Origin of the sequence: Clostridioides sp. ZZV14-6150 (assembly GCF_020657875.1) — a bacterium.
Lineage (GTDB): Bacteria > Bacillota > Clostridia > Peptostreptococcales > Peptostreptococcaceae > Clostridioides.
This window is the reverse complement of record NZ_JAGWDA010000027.1, coordinates 1-16,505: the sequence shown is the minus strand read 5'-3', so window position 1 is coordinate 16,505 and position 16,505 is coordinate 1. Positions and strand designations below refer to the sequence as shown.

Sequence of the window (16,505 nt, the reverse complement as noted above, 5' to 3'; positions counted from 1 at the left end):
TAGTTTTATTCACTTTTAAGTATACTTTCTATAAAAAAACGCTAAACCCTTGTATCAATTTTAAGAAATTAAAGTTTAATATAAATATAATAATACCAAATAAATTAAATAAAAGGTAGTTTTTTCACTACCTTTATAAAATTTCTGGAAAATAGCTATAGTTATTATTTAATATCTATGTATATATCTATTTTGTTTCTACCTAAAAATAAATCTTGTATCTTTATATTATAGTCTATTTTCAATTTTATGTGTTCCCCTTCTTGTATATTTATATCCAATTTTCTTGTGTCAATATCAATTAATAAGGTACCTTGTGGGGTTACATATTTTGTAGTACTACTTTCTCCACACTTAAACATCATGGTTGAATTAATAGAACCAAACTTTTTAATACTAACTTCATTTTTAAGTATTTTTATAGTATTAGTTATTTCTATATTTTCTTCTTTTTCCTTGTAAATAACATATATTACATCATTTTTATAAAAAATTTTACCAAAAGCAGTCATCTCTATGGTGTCCATATTTCCTTTTTCATCATATTGTCTAGTATTTATACTTATTTTTACACTCAACGATTTTTCCTCCATAGACTTCTTCATATAAACTAATATTTTTGTATCTCCACTTTTTGAATTTTATCAATTTTTTTCTTTAAAAATTCTTTCGCTATATCTGAAAATTTTTCATGTATATCTGATACATAATATTGATAAATTCCATGAGCTTCTGTGCTATTTATAATATTTCGTTCTTCTAAAATCTTTTTTAAATCTTTAGCTGTCTCTTTAGCTGGATTAACCAATTTTATGTGTTCTCCAACCTCTTCACCTATTGTTCTCTTTAAAATAGGATAATGAGTACATCCTAATACTAAAGAGTCTATATTCTTATCTTTTAATTCTTGTAGATATATCTTTGCTGTTAATTTAGCTACTTCTGTATTTGCCCATCCTTCTTCAACAATTGGTACAAATAAAGGGCATGCTTTATTAACAATTTCTATATTTTTATCTATTTTAGATATTTCTAAATTATATGCCTTTGAACTTATAGTTCCTTCTGTTCCAATTATACCTACAATCTTGTTTTTAGTGGAGCTTACAGCTGTCCTAGCGCCTGCTTCTATAACACCTATTATTGGTATATCATATTTTTCTTGAGCCTCTTTTAAACTTCTCGCAGTAGCAGTATTACAAGCTATAACTATAGCTTTTACATCTTTAGTTTTTAAAAAATTTATAGCTTGAAAAGTATATTTAATTATAGTTTCCTTAGATCTCGAACCATATGGTATTCTAGCAGTATCTCCAAAATATATTATATCCTCATTTGGTAATATCTTCATTATTTCTTTCAAAACCGTCAATCCGCCTAATCCCGAATCAAAAACTCCTATTGGTTTATTGCTCATTTTTATACAACACCTACTTTACATTTTTGTGTTTAACAACATCTTATTTATCGCTAAAATTTATTTTTATATTCACAGTTAATATATTATTACCTAAATGATTATTATAGTTTATTTTAAACAAAAAATAAAGGAGCTATCTCAAATTAGAAAATAATTTCTAGAAAAAGACAACTCCTTTCAGTACTCAAAAATTTAAATTTATTTTGCAAACACATGATTCCCTATTCTCATATATGGATTTAGTCTATTTATCCATTTGCAAGTGGCTATTTCTGGATTCCAGAAATATACTGCTTTATTTGTTGGGTCAGTTCCATAAAGAGCTTCTTTAGCTGCTTTACATGCTGAATCTGTTGGTGTCTTGTTTATTGAACCATCAAGCACAACTGAGAAAGCATTTTTCTGATATATAACTTCCTCTATTGAATCTGGAAACCTAGGGTCCAATACTCTGTTTATTACTACAGCTGCTACAGCAACCTGTCCCTCATAGCTTTCTCCTCTAGCTTCACCTGCAACCAATTTAGACAGTAACATTAAATCATTATTAGATAAATTTATTACTTCCTTCTTTGCTACATTTTGTTCTTGTTTATTTACTTTCTTAACTGTCTCTGTTGGCTCATCTGCAAATACCTCTTTAATAGGCATAAATATATAGGTTAAGGCTAGTAATATAGCTATCAGTTTACTCCACCTGTCCATGATTAAAACCACTCCTTATAATTTTATTTTTTTAAAATTTTTCTTCTAAATCCTTTACTACTTCAATTACTTTAAACTTGATTTTTACTTTACTTGTTTTCTTTGGTGTGTCTTGTTTTATTAGCTTATATTCCTTGTCAGTTAAAACTTCTTTTAACTTATCATCTGTAGATTTATCTATAACACCATTAGACTCATCAACAAAGCATAATGGAGGAAACATAACACACCACCAGTTCTTTCCTTCACCTTTTCCAATTATAATTTTTAGTGCTTTATATTCACCTGCTGGAAGAACTATATTAGAATATTGCTTTGTAGGAAAGTTACTATATTGTATACCTACCTTTACACTGTAATTATATCCATTTTCGAGAATAATATTTTTACTTATTTCTTCCAAATTACTATATTCTTTTTTTATAATAGCTTCACTTTCCTCTATACTTTTTGAGTTTTGTAGCTTTGGCTGTAAATATTTTATTACTTCATCCCTAACTTTTAATTTAAGTTCTTGATCTTCATCTGTATTACTATTTGCTATAACATGAAATCTTATTAATTTATCTTTATAGTCTTTTGATATATTATCAACTTTTTTTACTTCACCATTTATTACTATCGTCATTATTGATATGACTGATATAAGACTTAATATTAATATTCCCAATCTAACCTTAATTTTTCTCATTGAAAAGTCCCCCTCAAGATAAATTTATATCATCAATTATGTCCAATTAAATTTAATTTATTCATAATATTTTTCAATATCAATAAAAAAACTACTTTGAAATGATTATAACCATTTCAAAGTAGTTTTTAAATTTTATAAGTCTTTATTCATCATAGCCTTATCTATCATAAATTGCTCTGCTTTTTCTATATGCTCTGTAGCATATTTCTTCGACAATTCACTATCACCTTTGATTATGGCATCAAGTAAAAATCTATGTTCTTCAACAATATTAAGTGATGAGTCGTAATCAGACATATAAGTAACTCTAAACCTATACACTTGTTCCCATAAGGAGTTTATCAATTGGATTAATTTTTTATTGTTTGTTGCTTTAAATATACATTCATGAAATTCTACATCTTGTTTCAATAGTGCATCTAAATCTGATTCTAAAATGCTTTTTTTTAACGCTTCTGATATATCTTTAAGTTTTTTTATATCATCATCACTAATTCTTTCAGCAGCAAGAGACGCTGCTAAACCTTCTAAGCTTGCTCTTACTTCTAATACATCTAGAAGATCCTTTAAAGACATATTTGCTACATATGCACCTTTTCTAGGTAACATAACAACTAAACCTTCTAATTCAAGCTTTCTTATTGCCTCTCTTACTGGAGTTCTACTTACGCCTAATTGTTCTGCTAGTTGTACTTCCATCAGCCTTTGACCAGGCTTTAATTTCCCTTCTAAGATTGCCTCTCTTAAATTTTCGAAGACTACATCTCTTAATGGCTTGTAATTATCCAAGTTTAGTTTAGTTAAATTCTCCACAAATTTCAACCCCTTTTTGACTGCTGTTAACAACATATACCTGTTTATATTTTTTTAATAATTCTTTTTTTCCAATTAGAGCGTCTTCTTTACTTTCAAATAATCCAAAAACTGTAGGACCACTGCCACTCATCATAGAACCTAAAGCATTATTTTTCATCATAACTTGCTTTATATTATTTATTTCTTCATATTTACTTATAGTAACATTTTCAAGAACATTTATCATATTTTCTGATACAGCTCTTATATCTTCTGAATTTAAACACTCCATCAAATATTTATTATTGGGTCTTTTTTTAATATTATTCAAGTCTAATCCTTGATAAACTTCTTTTGTAGAAACAAATAATTCTGGTTTACATATTAAAATACTTATATCACATGGTAAACCTTTAATATCTGTTAGTTTTTCTCCAACACCTTGAGCTAAAGCAGGCCTTCCTGATATACAAAATGGAACATCTGCTCCTAAATTAAATCCTATTTCTTTTAATTCATCTTCAGATAACTCAAGTTTCCATAATTCATTTAATCCTACTAATACTGCGGCGGCATTGGAACTTCCTCCAGCCATCCCTGCTGCTACAGGAATATTTTTTTCTATGAATACTTCTACACCTTTTTTTATATTAAATTTATTCTTAATTATTTTGGCAGCTTTATAAACAATATTATCTTCATCTAAAGGAATATCTAAACTAGTGCTTTTTACCTTTATTTCATCTTTATCTAATCCTTTTATTTTTACTATATCGTATAAATCTATCGTTTGCATTATCATTTCAACAAAATGATAACCGTCTTGCCTTTTTCCTAAGACATCAATGGATAAATTTATTTTTGCTCTGCTCTTTAGTTTTATAAAATCCATTCTATCCTCCTTGTTTAAAGAATAATGCATCACTAACAATAATATTATACTACAAAAAATAAAATAATAGGGTATTATAATACCCTATTATACTTAATTACTTTAAATTTTTTAATATTAATCTACTAATACGACTTTTTTTTCTAAAATAAGACACTTACCAGGCTTAATTGCTTCGTCAAGTTTTATATCATTAAGTTCTGCAATTTCATTTTCTGTTGTATTGTATTTTTTTGCAATATTCCAGAAAGTATCTCCTTCTTTACATATATATACAATTATACTTGGGGCTTTAGATAAATCATACACACCTTGATCTTCACCTTTAACAATAAAGCTTTCTGCCTTTTTATCTAATGCTTCAGTAAATCTTTTGATTTTTATAACTAAATCTATTTGGTCTCTATTTAAATCAACTTCAATTTTATCAATACATGCTGTATTAAAAACAGATGCTGTATCAGTTAAATTATCCATCTCTATATCATGCTCAAATGGAATTTCTTCACTAATTTTATAAACTAACTTTAGCCCTTCAACTGGAATAAATAAAATTTCAACTTTTATAATCCCTTGTATAATACTTTTATTTCCTTCAATGTAGCTATTTTCTATAGACATAGTTGGACAAACGCTTACAATATCTTTTATTTGTATATCATCATTATCATTTCTTATTCCTTCTCTAACCATAAATGTTTCTTCACTATTTCTCAAAGTCTTATTTAGTTGAATAGGTTTATGGTCAAATTTTATTATCTTTTGAGGAGAGTATGCATCTTGTAATACCTCTCTTGTCACTTCATCTGTAACTTTTACCTTGCAACAAGCCATACAATCTATTTCTAATAGACCTGTATTACTTTCACTATTTTGTTTAAAAATATGATTAAAGTCTGACATGGACAATAATACTTCCTCAGTCATGCCATCACTCACTCCAGGAACTTCTACAAACTGAGTAAACTCTATACCCACTCTATCTAACTCTACAAGTTCACCCTCATATGTACAAGCCAATGGATTTATTTCTAACACTCCACCAATAATAACCTTATTATCAGTTACTCTACTTTCTTTTACTTTAACACAAGGATTTAAGCTTATTATAGATTGAATTTCTTCTGTATTTATAGTTATAGTGTCTCTTATAGAACTTTCTGCTTTTTCTATTCCCACTATATCTTGAAAACAAATTTCCTTTCTATGTTTTTGTATGCCTTCTACCTGTGCTACATCCTTTACAATATCTAATCTTTGTTTTTCAAATAAACTTCCTCTTATATTCATAAGAGCTCCTACTTTAATCTTTCTCTCATTCATTATAGTGCAGTCCATATGCTCTACCTCTGAAAATAACATGTATTCCATATCTTGCATAACATTATCTTTTTCTATTACTTCGTTTATATCCACTTTTCCATCTACATTAGAAACAGTATTTTTATCGTCTGCGATGTAAATTACGTTGTAATTAAAACTTCCTCTACAAAGTATCTTTCCGTCTGCTATCTCAATTTTTTTAAGTGATATGTAACCCTCAGTCTTTACAATCTCATATACATCTAGTTTCTTGTCTGGCACTACTGCTTCTGCCTCAATAAATGTTTGAAATTTCCCAAAGTCTATTCTATTGTCAATTTTAATTACATCTTTAATTAATTCCATAGTTTACCCCCTTAAGTATTATAAAAGTATCACACTATATTTATATTTAAGGAGCAAAAAAAAAATTACACCTATTTTTAATAGGTATAATTTTAACTTATTTGTAATTTATCTTGATCTCTAAAAACTTGCAACTTTACATTAGATGTTAATAAATCTGAGTAACTATAAGATACCCTAGGATATCCATTACTTTCATCATCTAATTTTATAACAAACACGCTTGGATAAACTTTTTCTAGTATACCCTCTTTTGTAATAATCTGCTTTCTTCCTTTATTAGCTTTCAACAATATTTTCTTTCCTATATGTCTTTCTAAGCTTACTCTTATCTTATCTAGAGTTTGAACAGTAGCCACAATATCACCTTCTTTAACGTTTATATGTTTACATAATATCACATATAAACATTTTTGTCAAACGTTTAAACTAATTATTTTATATATTTTTTGCAAAAATGTCAATACTATTTTTGAATATATACAGTATAATTATGTTAATTTTTGTTAATGCAATATTGTTTTTGGCATTGCCCATCTAAATTTCCCTCTTGTTTCAGAGCCACCAATACCCTTAACACCTGTGATAGTCTGCTCTATAACCTCATCAATAGGTACTACTACATCAATTCTTGAACATGCAATTTTTTCTACTACAAAAACAGGGTCTAAAGCATGTATCATTATTCTACCAGGGGAACTTGCATAATTCGCTCCTGCATTTATTATTTTTTCATAATTTGACTGACATGCACCTGCAAATATTACAAGATTATCCAAATTTGGTTGCCATTTACGCGCTTCTTTAACTGTTTTCATAAAATTTAAAGAGTTTCTATAGTTATTCATATCTTCTATATCTCCTCTTTTTATTGTCATTGCATCATGTCCTGTAATTACTAGTATATCCGGATTATATTTTTCTAGTAATGCTCTTATTTCTTTATGCTGATTTTGCTCTGAAACTGCTACTCCTACTGCAGGTATTCCAAGTTGAGCATATACATCCAAACAAATTTTTAAATACTCTTTATCTCCATCTATTTGTAGTACTTTTCCAGGCATCCCATATGTGTTAGAATTTAATTGAAGTTTTGGAACTGCCCTTGTCATCTTTTTCTGTCTCTCTTTAGCCTTTCTTACTGACTTATATAATAAATTTTCTACATTTTTATCTATTAATATATCTTTTATATCAGGTGCTTTTACTAATTCAAGGTCATCAATATAAGCATCTGCTATTACTCTAAATGCAATTCCTTTTAGTATAGCTATTTTTTCATTATTTTCATCTACACCAAAAGAGACTATTTTAAATACAATATCTTTGTTATGTGACTTTCTAGCTACAATGTCTCCTACCTTCATAGTTAAACCTCCAATAAATTTTTATCTTAGTTTATACTATGTTCGATATAAAACTTTGTTTCCTAATGTCAAAAAAACATTTCTTATAACACTTCTTTTATTACCCTTAAAGCGTTTTTATAGTATATTTTTTCTATTTCATCTTCACTAAATCCTTCTTTTTTTAGAGGTTCATATAATTTACCCATTTGAGATATATCTTCAATCTCAACCTTTGAATGTATTCCATCAAAATCTGAGCCTAAAGCTACAACATCAATTCCTCCAACATTTACAATATGTTTTATATGTCTAACCATATCTTCAAGCTTACTTTCACCTTTATCACTTAAAAACAAGTGGAAGAAGTTTATTCCTGTAACCCCACCCTTATTAGCCAACACTTTAATCATATCATCAGTTAGGTTTCTAGTATGATTCATCATTGCTCTTGAATTTGAATGTGTAGCTATTATTGGTTTAGAAGATATTTTTGCAATTTCATAAAATCCACCATCTGAAATATGAGAAATATCAACTAGCATACCTAGTTCATTCATCTTATGTACAACTTCTCTACCAAAATCTGTAAGACCTTTTTCTCTATACTCTATCTTATTATGAGGAAAACTTAACTCATTCACATGATTCCAACTTATTGTCATCATTCTAACACCTAAATCATAAAACTTCTTTAAGTTTTCTATTCTACCTTCAAGTACTGCCCCTTCCTCTATAGATAAAAGTGCTGTAAGTTTATTCTCTGATTGATTTTTCATAATTTCTTCATAGTTAGTAGCTAGAGCTATTACATCACTATTTTTTTTCATTTCTTTATGAAATTTATCTGCCATACTCATACAGTAATCAAAAGGATGTTTTACTTCTTCAGTATCAACAAAAAGAGCAAATGTTTGAGCCAATGAATCCCCTTTTTTCAACCTGTCTATATCAACAGAATATTTGTTAGTTTTAAGTTCACTTGTTTCCACATTTTCCATTAATTTTGCTATAGTATCACAATGTAAATCAATAAATTTCATATTTATACCCCCTGTATATTTTATATTTATATCTAAAAATAGAAATAGTTGTCCTTATAGACAACTATTGACAACTATTTTTTAATATTCTTTTTAGTGTTACTTAATTTTATTCCTCTTTTAGGTTAGGTATTACTTTTTTAACTTCTTCAATTTGATGCCATGTTTTATCTATACTATTTTCACTAATATATTTTTTTAAATCAGTTAAAGATGTAAAATCTTTAACTGATAAATTGTCATCATCATCTGCAAATCTTAAAATAAACATAAGATTACCTTACTTTCCACAACATTTCTTATATTTTTTACCACTTCCACATGGGCATGAATCATTTCTTCCTATTTTTGCTTCTTTAACTACTGTTTTAGATTTTTTGTATGCTTTTATTATTTCTTTTCTTTGGTCTGCTGGTAATATTTCTTCCCAACCTTGTAAATTATATAGCCAATGAGCCTCAACAGTTACCATATTGTTATATAATTTTTCCCAATCTATTTTTATAGAAACTTCTTTATCAGCTTCTACATCTTCTAAAACTATATCTTCTTTTAAACTCTCACTTATTCCATCTATGAATCCCATGAAAAATTCATTAGTAGTTCCAAATTTCTCAGCTAATTCACTTACTTTACCTTCAACAACATCCATTTTATTATTTAATATTTCATTGTATATTCCAGCTTCAACTTTTAAATATTCTTCCCAGAATTTTACCTCTGTTTCTTGATTCTCGTGGTTATCACTTAAATTTCTCCATTCAGTATATAAACTCATACTTTTTTCCTCCTAAGTATATCTATATTTTTTTAGTTTTTTTATAGTATAAAATCTTTTAGTTAGATTGGAAGTTTCTTCTTTTTGATTATACCATATTCTATTTAAAGTTAACTCTTACATTATATCATAATTAAACAATTCTTTTAATACTTTTATAGCATACTCTTGGTTTATAAAGTAAGGACTAGTAGCAATTGTTACAACTTTAGCCTTTTTAATTAGATTTTTTATCTTTTCTAGTTTAAAATCAAATGGTATATAGTCCATATCCTCTGAAAATATATCTAAATCTATATCAAGAACAAACTCTGGCTCTATATCTAAATCAAAGCCATATGAGCTATCTATTATTATTAATTCTGAAAATATACTATGTTTTAATGCTGGTTTTATAAAACTTCCTACATTTAAAACCTCATTTGTATACCTAAATACATCCTCCAGATTATTTATATCTACATTGTAGTTTTTAGGCTCTCTAGTATCCTTATGCTGGTCTACATGAACTAGTCTACATCCTCTTGTGAATTCATTTGCCATCATAGATTTTATCCAAAAATAAAATGCATGGTTATGATTATCAAAAACATATATTCTTTTATTTCCCAGGACATATTCGACCATATTTTCCAATCCTTTTGCTTTTATCTCTTTATTTTCATCAATTTCATTAAATACTACTTTATTTCCCAATTTCACATCATCCAGTGTTCCACTTATTAGTTTTGGAACATATATACTCTTATTTTCTCTTTCTTCATACGAAAATACATTATTTCCTACTGGTTTTTCTATATAAAATCCTGTATATTTATAGTTTGTCATAAGAAAATTTCCTCCATTATTATAATCTATATACATTAAAATCACTTATTATAAATTAGGTTATCTAATATAGAAGCTACTTTGTATATAACTAAATATTATCTCTTCTCTCAATATGTATTATACAATAAGTGTAAAATATATTTATATAAAATATCTTACATTCCTATAACAAAGCCATCTGCTTCAATTGGCAAGTAACTTACTCTTGTATTTAATTCCACTTTTCCAAAGAATACTACCCAGTATGGTCTAAAGATACTTTCAATTTTAACTATCTCAATCTCTGGTATTCCCCCCATAAACCTGTGACTTAATCTTATAGCCATTTTATTTGCCTTTGCTTTTACCCTTCTCTCATCCTTATCACTATATTGTATGATGTCATTATCTACATTTTTTACAATTTCAGATACTGGTAATTCTTGTACTATACTACCAGCACCTGTAGAGCCATTTACTAAAATATTTAATTCATTTATATTGCTAGCTTGTTTTTTTTTCATGAAAGGAGATTTATTTTGATAAATTTTAAGTGTAACGACTTTAAACTCTATATAATGAAGTCTAACTTCATGAACTTCTTTATTTTTTAATATCAACATACTTAATAAGGAATTCTTTCCACTTTTTGCTATATCTATAGCTTCATCTTTTGTAATTTTTATAGGCAATGCTCTTATATCCATAAAATCATTCCCTTTCCTCTTTTTTTCTTGTCATTTTGAATACTCTATATAGATAATCAAAAAATATTATAACTACTGCTATCATAACTCCATATGGGATTATCTTTCCAACTATAATATCATTTTTAGTTACTATACCATAAAATATAAATCCTGTTATTAAGAAGTATAATAGTACTAAAAAACCATCTATACCAATCCATTTTATTTCCAAATCTTTTTTTACTTTAGAGACCAATTTAGACATAATAACTACTCCTTTTTATAGATTATTTTGTGTATTTAAATTTTCGCCTATTCTATTTCCTATTGTCCATGCAATAAATGAAAGAGGGATGGCTATAACAAGAGGCTCTAATTCAAAACTTTGAACTGGAAACATTTTAAAATAACCAAAAGTTACTCCACCTACAATCATTCCCAAAATACCGCCCATAGATGTTCTTCTTCCATTACCAAGAAGTCCTCCTACTATAGGTACAAATGCTGAACCCATCCAAATACTTCCTACAAATATACATGCATCATATACATTTTCAAATCTAAACGCCACACTAAGTCCCATAACTGCCGCTAAACATACACCTACTCTAGTAAGTTTAACTAATTGCTTTTGAGATAATTCTTTTTTAGTAATTCTTCCATATATATCATTTGCTAAAGTGGCTCCTGCTGCTAGATAATAACTATCTAGTGTTGATATTATTGAACCTAAAATTCCTATTATAAATATTACTCTTATACCTTCTGGCAATGTATTTAAAACTAAAGTTATATATCCAGCTGCTGGAGCCATTTCTGGATAAGTGGCTCTAACTATAAGACCTGTCATAGTTAACACCATGTCAAAACATATCCACAGAGAAAAACAAGTCAACAAGGCTCTCCTACCAACTTTTGGAGAATCTGCTGCCGAAAACCTTTGATAGAAAGTTGGGTCTGAATAAGCTCCAAATGAATATACTATTAACATCAATGCTTTCATTGCTGACATACCTTTTGTAGGATGCATTAGCTGAGGTGCATCTTTAAGTGCTTCTGTAAGACCTTGAAAACCACCTATTTGGTCAAATTGACCTGGCATGACCATAGTTAGACCAAATACCATGCAGAAAAACAATACCATATCTGTAATGGCAACTCCCATAAGACCACCAAGAACTGTCAATATAACTACTACCACTACCATTATAAACCCTATTAGTTGTTTATCAATTCCCCAAGCTACATTACCTATAGTTCCCATAGCTGTTATTTCTCCAAGTTGTGCACAATATATAAACATTAAAACTGCTCCAATTATAGCAACTTGCTTTCCATAAAAACTTTCTAATAAATCAGGAACTGTTATATTAGTTCTTATATGAATTCTTGGTCCAACCCACAATGCTAAAGGCATTCTTCCAATGTGTGCAGCTATTGACCATACTGCCCATGCAGATATCCCATATATAGCTGCATACTCTACACTACCAACTGTACCAACTCCACCATACCAAGAGGCAACCAAAGTACCTACTATCAAAGACCATGGTAAACTTCGATTTCCTAGGTAATAACTTTCCATATCTTTTACATTTCTAGAAAAATAATAGCCTATCCCTAACAATAGAAATGCAAATATAATTATAATTCCATTTTCCCATAATGCTAACATATCTACTCTCCATATTCTTATTATTGTCTTAATTTTCTATTTTAATATTTAAATGGTTACTGTCATTTTTTAATTAAACTTACTTTATACCACATGTTATAAAGTTATTTTATAATTATGAAATCTCTAAACTGAAACTATTTCTTATTTTAAACATGAACAACTCTACCCATTTTTAAAAATAGGTAGAGTTATATAAATAATTATAAGTATTTAAGCAATTTTATTATTCAAGTTTTTATTTTCTTTTTTATTTATTTTATTTAAAGCATAAGTGGCAAATATACCTATAACTGCACACACTACAGATAAAATAAATATATACGTATATCCTGTTTGTCCATATTTATCTAACCAGTTACCTGCAACTGTATAGTAAAATGCATCTGGAGAAAATCCTATAAATGAAGCGAATCCAACTACTGCTCCTGTAGTTTCTAAAGATATATTAGACTCTGAAACAGATGCAAAGTATATACCTCTAAATCCAAATAAGATTACACTTAGTATTATCATATTTATTACAGCTATCCATATAAGTCCTGCACTCTTAGGGATTACTAAGTAAGCTGCTGTACTTATTGTCATTAATATAAACCCTACAAACATTACTCTTATAGATGAACCAACTTTATCTGTTATAACACCTGCAATAGGGGATGCTCCCATTTTTATAACATAAGTTCTAATTATTGATAAAGCTGAAACTAAAGTCATTGGCATTACATAAACTTCTGATAAGTATGGGCTTAAATAAGTTAAACTTGAAAATACTAAATAAGTTGAAAATATTATAAGACCAATCAGCCAAGCTTTTGGCATTGTAACTACTTTTAGTAATGATTTAATACTTAATCCTTCATCTGATGCTCCAGTATCTTTCTTTTCTTCTACTAAGAAGAATAAAAGTATACCACATATTATAGATGCTGCAGAATATAACCATACTACATATTTAAATCCAATAGTTATTTCAGCAAATTTTCCAAAGAAGTAAAGACCTATAAAAGAAATTAACGTACCTGATACCCCTGATAACCCTTCATAAAATCCAAATATTCTTCCTTGTTCTGATTCACTACCCTGCATTCTAACAACCTTAACAGAAGCTGAGAAGAATGTTAATATTGTTGTAAATCCCCATAATACAAATATTAAAAGAATCATGTTGTATGATGGAAATGTTGAGAAGTAAAACCCTAATGCTCCTGAAGCAATTAAAGAAAAAGTTATCAGTTTTCTAACTGAAAACCTATCAGCAAACCATCCACCTATAAAATAAGATACCATTCCTACTAATCCATATAAACTCAATAAGTTCCCTATTTGCGTATGACTCAATGCTAATGCTTGTTGCATTGGATCATAAAATGATGACTTCATATATGGTAAACTATACATGGCTGTTGTTCCAAATGCCAATATGAATATTACCAAAAATCTCTTAACATTATTTTTGTTTTCCATGATTTTCTCTCCTTAAGATTTTAATTTTCTAGTTTTATTTCTATAACTTTATTTTAATTTTTCTATAGCTTGTTTAAAGTCATTTATTATATCATTTGCAGACTCTAATCCTACTGCTATTCTTATTAGATTTTCTCCATTCATTTGAACTAATGTATGTTCTTCTCCTAAACTTGTTGCTATTGTTGCAAGTTCTAAAGAATTCATTAATTTTCTACTAGCTTGGTCTCTTGTTAATCCATTTATTCCATCTTTAAGTTTAAATGAAACTACTCCTCCACCTAAACCATTCATTTGAGTTTTGCAAAGTTCATACTGAGGATGAGTTTTTAGTGCTGGATATTTTACCAATTCTACATTTTCTTCTTGCTCTAAAAACTCTGCTACTGCCAATCCATTTTCACAGTGTTTTTTCATTCTCATATCTAACGTTTTCATACCTCTTAAAATCATCCACGCACTCATTGGTGGTAAAGATGCTCCTGTAAAACAACATAAACTTGGCCATCTCACTAAATCTATTAATTCCTTTGAACCTGCTACAGCTCCCCCTAAAGTATCTCCATGTCCATTTATAAATTTAGTAAGACTATGTATTACTAAGTCTGCACCTAAGTCTATTGGTCTTTGTATAATTGGAGTACCAAAAGTGCTGTCAACAATAGCTAAACTCTTATTTTCATGAGCTATTTCTGCTATTGTTTTTATATCTACTAAATCTAATGATGGATTTAATGGACTTTCTATATAAACTATCTTAGTATTTGATTTCATTGCATCTTTTACATTTTGTGGATTTACTGCATCCACAAACGTAACTTCAACGCCAAATTTAGCCAACAACTCAGACATAAATAATTTAGTATGTGAGAATATTCCATCAGAACTAACTATATGGTCTCCACTTTTTACTAATGCTAATATAGTAGATGTTATTGCTCCCATACCTGATGTACTAGATATAGCACTTTCTGCATTTTCAAGCATAGCTAATTTAGCTTCTAACTCTGTAAGTGTAGGATTACACTCTCTTGTATATACATACCCCCATGTCATACATAACTCTTCAAAATGCTCTACTGTCTTTGCAGCAAATGTTGCTGTTTGACATATTGGAGTAGCTAATGCACCTGTTGTTGGATCTGCACTATGTCCCCAATGTATTATTTTTGTCTCCAAATCTTGATTAATATTATTACTCATTTTAATTCCTCCTGTTTTGACCTATTTATACAACGTTTTCCCTGCCAAATTTCACCAATTCAGCTTTAATTAGTACAAACTTTTTAAGTATACTTTTATATTTGTTATAATTTCTAAAAATCTGACACTTATTTTGCTTTTTTACAGTTTTAATTATAAACTCTATAGTAACTATAGAGTCAATATATTTTTGATATTTTTTATACAATGTTTAAAAAATTTAACATAAAAAGAGATATGTATTAAAATAAGCTTATTTTAATGCATATCTCTTTTTATATTAAATTTGATTCAATACATAAAACATCAATTTTTTGTTCTCTGTGTAAATTCTTTCATTGTCATTTTCTCATCAAAAGTCTATAGTAATTATACACATTACTATGATTTAACATATGTAATAAAATATACTACATCAAGAAAATTATATACTCTATAAAACTTTATATAAAAATCAAAAAAAGTTTTACTATTTATTATATCCATATATCTGTAAATAAAATTAATTAGAGGCATAAATATATTCAAATCATCCAATTTATTTATACCTCTAATTTTTCATAAGTAAAATCTCATTAAATTGATTTCTTCGCACGAATAAGTGTGCTTTTAGAGATACCAGTCATCTTCACAACCTCTCTATAAGGTTTAGAATTTAATAATCCCAATGCGTATTGTATCTGCTGATTACTATATTTCTTTGGTCTACCATCCTTAAAATCTTTTTTCCTTCTAGCAAATTCTTTTCCCAACTGAGTTCGTTCTATTATCATATTTCTTTCAAGTTCTGCAACTGCAAGTAATGTAGTTAAAAAGAACTTCCCCATTGAAGTATTTTCTAGGAGACCTATATTTAAAATATGGACACTAACTTCTTTAGCAAACAAACCCTCTATCAGTTGTATTCCTTCTGATGTACTTCTAGCCAGTCTATCAAGTTTAGTTGCAACAAGTAAATCTCCCTTTTTTAAAGAAGATATAATTTTTTCAAATTTAGGTCTATTTGTAGTAGTACCTGTATAAGTTTCTTTTATTATTTTGGCATTGTTATACTTGCTTAATATCTCTTGCTGTTGTTGATACAAACTGTTGTTATCTGTCTGATTCTTTGTACTGACACGGCAATATCCATATATAATAATAATCACTTCCTAACGTAAATATTTAATGCAGAAATTTGTAGATATCTGTATCTACATGTCTTTATACATTTTACTAAAACGATTTTTTGGTGTCAATACTGTTAACTTTTGACACCATTATAATTCCTTTATAATTTGTTTGACTATGTCAAAAATTAACAATATAATGAAGTTAATG

19 protein-coding genes are annotated in these 16,505 nt (G+C 28.2%); all 19 read right to left on the bottom strand.

The genetic code is table 11. The features are described from left to right. Nucleotides 1–164: 164 nt before the first annotated feature. The 19 genes from KGF41_RS19625 to KGF41_RS19535 all read right to left on the bottom strand — a co-directional run bounded on the left by KGF41_RS19625 (nt 165) and on the right by KGF41_RS19535 (nt 16,330). Nucleotides 165–593, bottom strand: coding sequence for a DUF1934 domain-containing protein (locus KGF41_RS19625; protein WP_413841545.1), 429 nt, complete (start codon nt 591–593; stop codon nt 165–167). Between the two features lie 17 nt (nt 594–610). Beyond that, nucleotides 611–1,417: a glutamate racemase gene (murI, locus tag KGF41_RS19620; RefSeq protein ID WP_227828669.1), complete on the bottom strand. Its 807-nt coding sequence runs from the start codon at nt 1,415–1,417 to the stop codon at nt 611–613. Nucleotides 1,418–1,618: 201 nt separating this feature from the next. Beyond that, nucleotides 1,619–2,125 carry a cell wall hydrolase gene (locus tag KGF41_RS19615; protein WP_227828668.1) on the bottom strand — a complete coding sequence of 169 codons (507 nt, stop codon included), beginning with the start codon at nt 2,123–2,125 and terminating at the stop codon, nt 1,619–1,621. Nucleotides 2,126–2,156: 31 nt separating this feature from the next. After that, nucleotides 2,157–2,816, bottom strand: a complete 660-nt coding sequence (gene spoIIR / locus KGF41_RS19610) for a stage II sporulation protein R (protein WP_227828667.1) — start codon at nt 2,814–2,816, stop codon at nt 2,157–2,159. A 135-nt stretch (nt 2,817–2,951) separates the two neighbouring features. Next, entirely contained in the window at nt 2,952–3,632 is a 681-nt protein-coding gene (locus tag KGF41_RS19605) for a GntR family transcriptional regulator (protein WP_227828666.1), read from the bottom strand. After that, nucleotides 3,616–4,506 (bottom strand): 4-(cytidine 5'-diphospho)-2-C-methyl-D-erythritol kinase, encoded by an 891-nt coding sequence (ispE, locus tag KGF41_RS19600; RefSeq protein WP_227828665.1) that lies wholly within the window; start codon nt 4,504–4,506, stop codon nt 3,616–3,618. The genes KGF41_RS19605 and ispE overlap by 17 nt, the downstream gene beginning before the upstream one ends. A gap of 117 nt (nt 4,507–4,623) precedes the next feature. Beyond that, nucleotides 4,624–6,174, bottom strand: coding sequence for a DUF3794 and LysM peptidoglycan-binding domain-containing protein (locus KGF41_RS19595; RefSeq protein ID WP_227437546.1), 1,551 nt, complete (start codon nt 6,172–6,174; stop codon nt 4,624–4,626). A gap of 92 nt (nt 6,175–6,266) precedes the next feature. Continuing rightward, a complete protein-coding gene (locus KGF41_RS19590; protein ID WP_009892135.1) occupies nt 6,267–6,533 on the bottom strand; it encodes a Veg family protein in 267 nt (88 codons plus the stop codon). 147 nt (nt 6,534–6,680) lie between these two features. Next, on the bottom strand, nt 6,681–7,541 hold the full coding sequence (yabG, locus tag KGF41_RS19585; RefSeq protein WP_227828664.1) for a sporulation peptidase YabG: 861 nt from the start codon (nt 7,539–7,541) through the stop codon (nt 6,681–6,683). 83 nt (nt 7,542–7,624) lie between these two features. Next, on the bottom strand, nt 7,625–8,563 hold the full coding sequence (locus tag KGF41_RS19580) for a dipeptidase (RefSeq protein ID WP_227857087.1): 939 nt from the start codon (nt 8,561–8,563) through the stop codon (nt 7,625–7,627). Nucleotides 8,564–8,672: 109 nt separating this feature from the next. Next, a complete protein-coding gene (locus KGF41_RS19575) occupies nt 8,673–8,834 on the bottom strand; it encodes a hypothetical protein (protein ID WP_227437552.1) in 162 nt (53 codons plus the stop codon). Nucleotides 8,835–8,843: 9 nt separating this feature from the next. Further along, nucleotides 8,844–9,341 (bottom strand): SEC-C metal-binding domain-containing protein, encoded by a 498-nt coding sequence (locus tag KGF41_RS19570; protein WP_227828662.1) that lies wholly within the window; start codon nt 9,339–9,341, stop codon nt 8,844–8,846. A gap of 117 nt (nt 9,342–9,458) precedes the next feature. Further along, on the bottom strand, nt 9,459–10,169 hold the full coding sequence (locus KGF41_RS19565) for a UPF0489 family protein (RefSeq protein WP_227857086.1): 711 nt from the start codon (nt 10,167–10,169) through the stop codon (nt 9,459–9,461). 158 nt (nt 10,170–10,327) lie between these two features. Next, a complete protein-coding gene (locus tag KGF41_RS19560; RefSeq protein ID WP_227828660.1) occupies nt 10,328–10,858 on the bottom strand; it encodes a hypothetical protein in 531 nt (176 codons plus the stop codon). A 4-nt stretch (nt 10,859–10,862) separates the two neighbouring features. Continuing rightward, nucleotides 10,863–11,105 (bottom strand): hypothetical protein, encoded by a 243-nt coding sequence (locus tag KGF41_RS19555; RefSeq protein WP_227828659.1) that lies wholly within the window; start codon nt 11,103–11,105, stop codon nt 10,863–10,865. A gap of 15 nt (nt 11,106–11,120) precedes the next feature. After that, a complete protein-coding gene (locus KGF41_RS19550) occupies nt 11,121–12,515 on the bottom strand; it encodes a sodium:solute symporter family protein (RefSeq protein ID WP_227828658.1) in 1,395 nt (464 codons plus the stop codon). Between the two features lie 213 nt (nt 12,516–12,728). Then, nucleotides 12,729–13,982, bottom strand: coding sequence for an MFS transporter (locus tag KGF41_RS19545; RefSeq protein ID WP_227842928.1), 1,254 nt, complete (start codon nt 13,980–13,982; stop codon nt 12,729–12,731). Nucleotides 13,983–14,030: 48 nt separating this feature from the next. Then, nucleotides 14,031–15,185 (bottom strand): trans-sulfuration enzyme family protein, encoded by a 1,155-nt coding sequence (locus tag KGF41_RS19540; protein ID WP_227437567.1) that lies wholly within the window; start codon nt 15,183–15,185, stop codon nt 14,031–14,033. A gap of 575 nt (nt 15,186–15,760) precedes the next feature. Next, complete coding sequence (locus KGF41_RS19535; protein ID WP_227828683.1) at nt 15,761–16,330, bottom strand: recombinase family protein; 570 nt, start codon at nt 16,328–16,330, stop codon at nt 15,761–15,763. Between the last annotated feature and the right edge of the window lie 175 nt (nt 16,331–16,505).

Excerpts from the sequence above, each read along its gene's own strand:
- KGF41_RS19625 (WP_413841545.1), bottom strand. The coding sequence starts at position 593 with ATGGAGGAAAAATCGTTGAGTGTAAAAATAAGTATAAATACTAGACAA.
- murI (WP_227828669.1), bottom strand. The coding sequence starts at position 1,417 with ATGAGCAATAAACCAATAGGAGTTTTTGATTCGGGATTAGGCGGATTG.
- KGF41_RS19615 (WP_227828668.1), bottom strand. The coding sequence starts at position 2,125 with ATGGACAGGTGGAGTAAACTGATAGCTATATTACTAGCCTTAACCTAT.
- spoIIR (WP_227828667.1), bottom strand. The coding sequence starts at position 2,816 with ATGAGAAAAATTAAGGTTAGATTGGGAATATTAATATTAAGTCTTATA.
- ispE (WP_227828665.1), bottom strand. The coding sequence starts at position 4,506 with ATGGATTTTATAAAACTAAAGAGCAGAGCAAAAATAAATTTATCCATT.
- KGF41_RS19595 (WP_227437546.1), bottom strand. The coding sequence starts at position 6,174 with ATGGAATTAATTAAAGATGTAATTAAAATTGACAATAGAATAGACTTT.
- yabG (WP_227828664.1), bottom strand. The coding sequence starts at position 7,541 with ATGAAGGTAGGAGACATTGTAGCTAGAAAGTCACATAACAAAGATATT.
- KGF41_RS19580 (WP_227857087.1), bottom strand. The coding sequence starts at position 8,563 with ATGAAATTTATTGATTTACATTGTGATACTATAGCAAAATTAATGGAA.
- KGF41_RS19575 (WP_227437552.1), bottom strand. The coding sequence starts at position 8,834 with ATGTTTATTTTAAGATTTGCAGATGATGATGACAATTTATCAGTTAAA.
- KGF41_RS19570 (WP_227828662.1), bottom strand. The coding sequence starts at position 9,341 with ATGAGTTTATATACTGAATGGAGAAATTTAAGTGATAACCACGAGAAT.
- KGF41_RS19565 (WP_227857086.1), bottom strand. The coding sequence starts at position 10,169 with ATGACAAACTATAAATATACAGGATTTTATATAGAAAAACCAGTAGGA.
- KGF41_RS19560 (WP_227828660.1), bottom strand. The coding sequence starts at position 10,858 with ATGGATATAAGAGCATTGCCTATAAAAATTACAAAAGATGAAGCTATA.
- KGF41_RS19555 (WP_227828659.1), bottom strand. The coding sequence starts at position 11,105 with ATGTCTAAATTGGTCTCTAAAGTAAAAAAAGATTTGGAAATAAAATGG.
- KGF41_RS19550 (WP_227828658.1), bottom strand. The coding sequence starts at position 12,515 with ATGTTAGCATTATGGGAAAATGGAATTATAATTATATTTGCATTTCTA.
- KGF41_RS19545 (WP_227842928.1), bottom strand. The coding sequence starts at position 13,982 with ATGGAAAACAAAAATAATGTTAAGAGATTTTTGGTAATATTCATATTG.
- KGF41_RS19540 (WP_227437567.1), bottom strand. The coding sequence starts at position 15,185 with ATGAGTAATAATATTAATCAAGATTTGGAGACAAAAATAATACATTGG.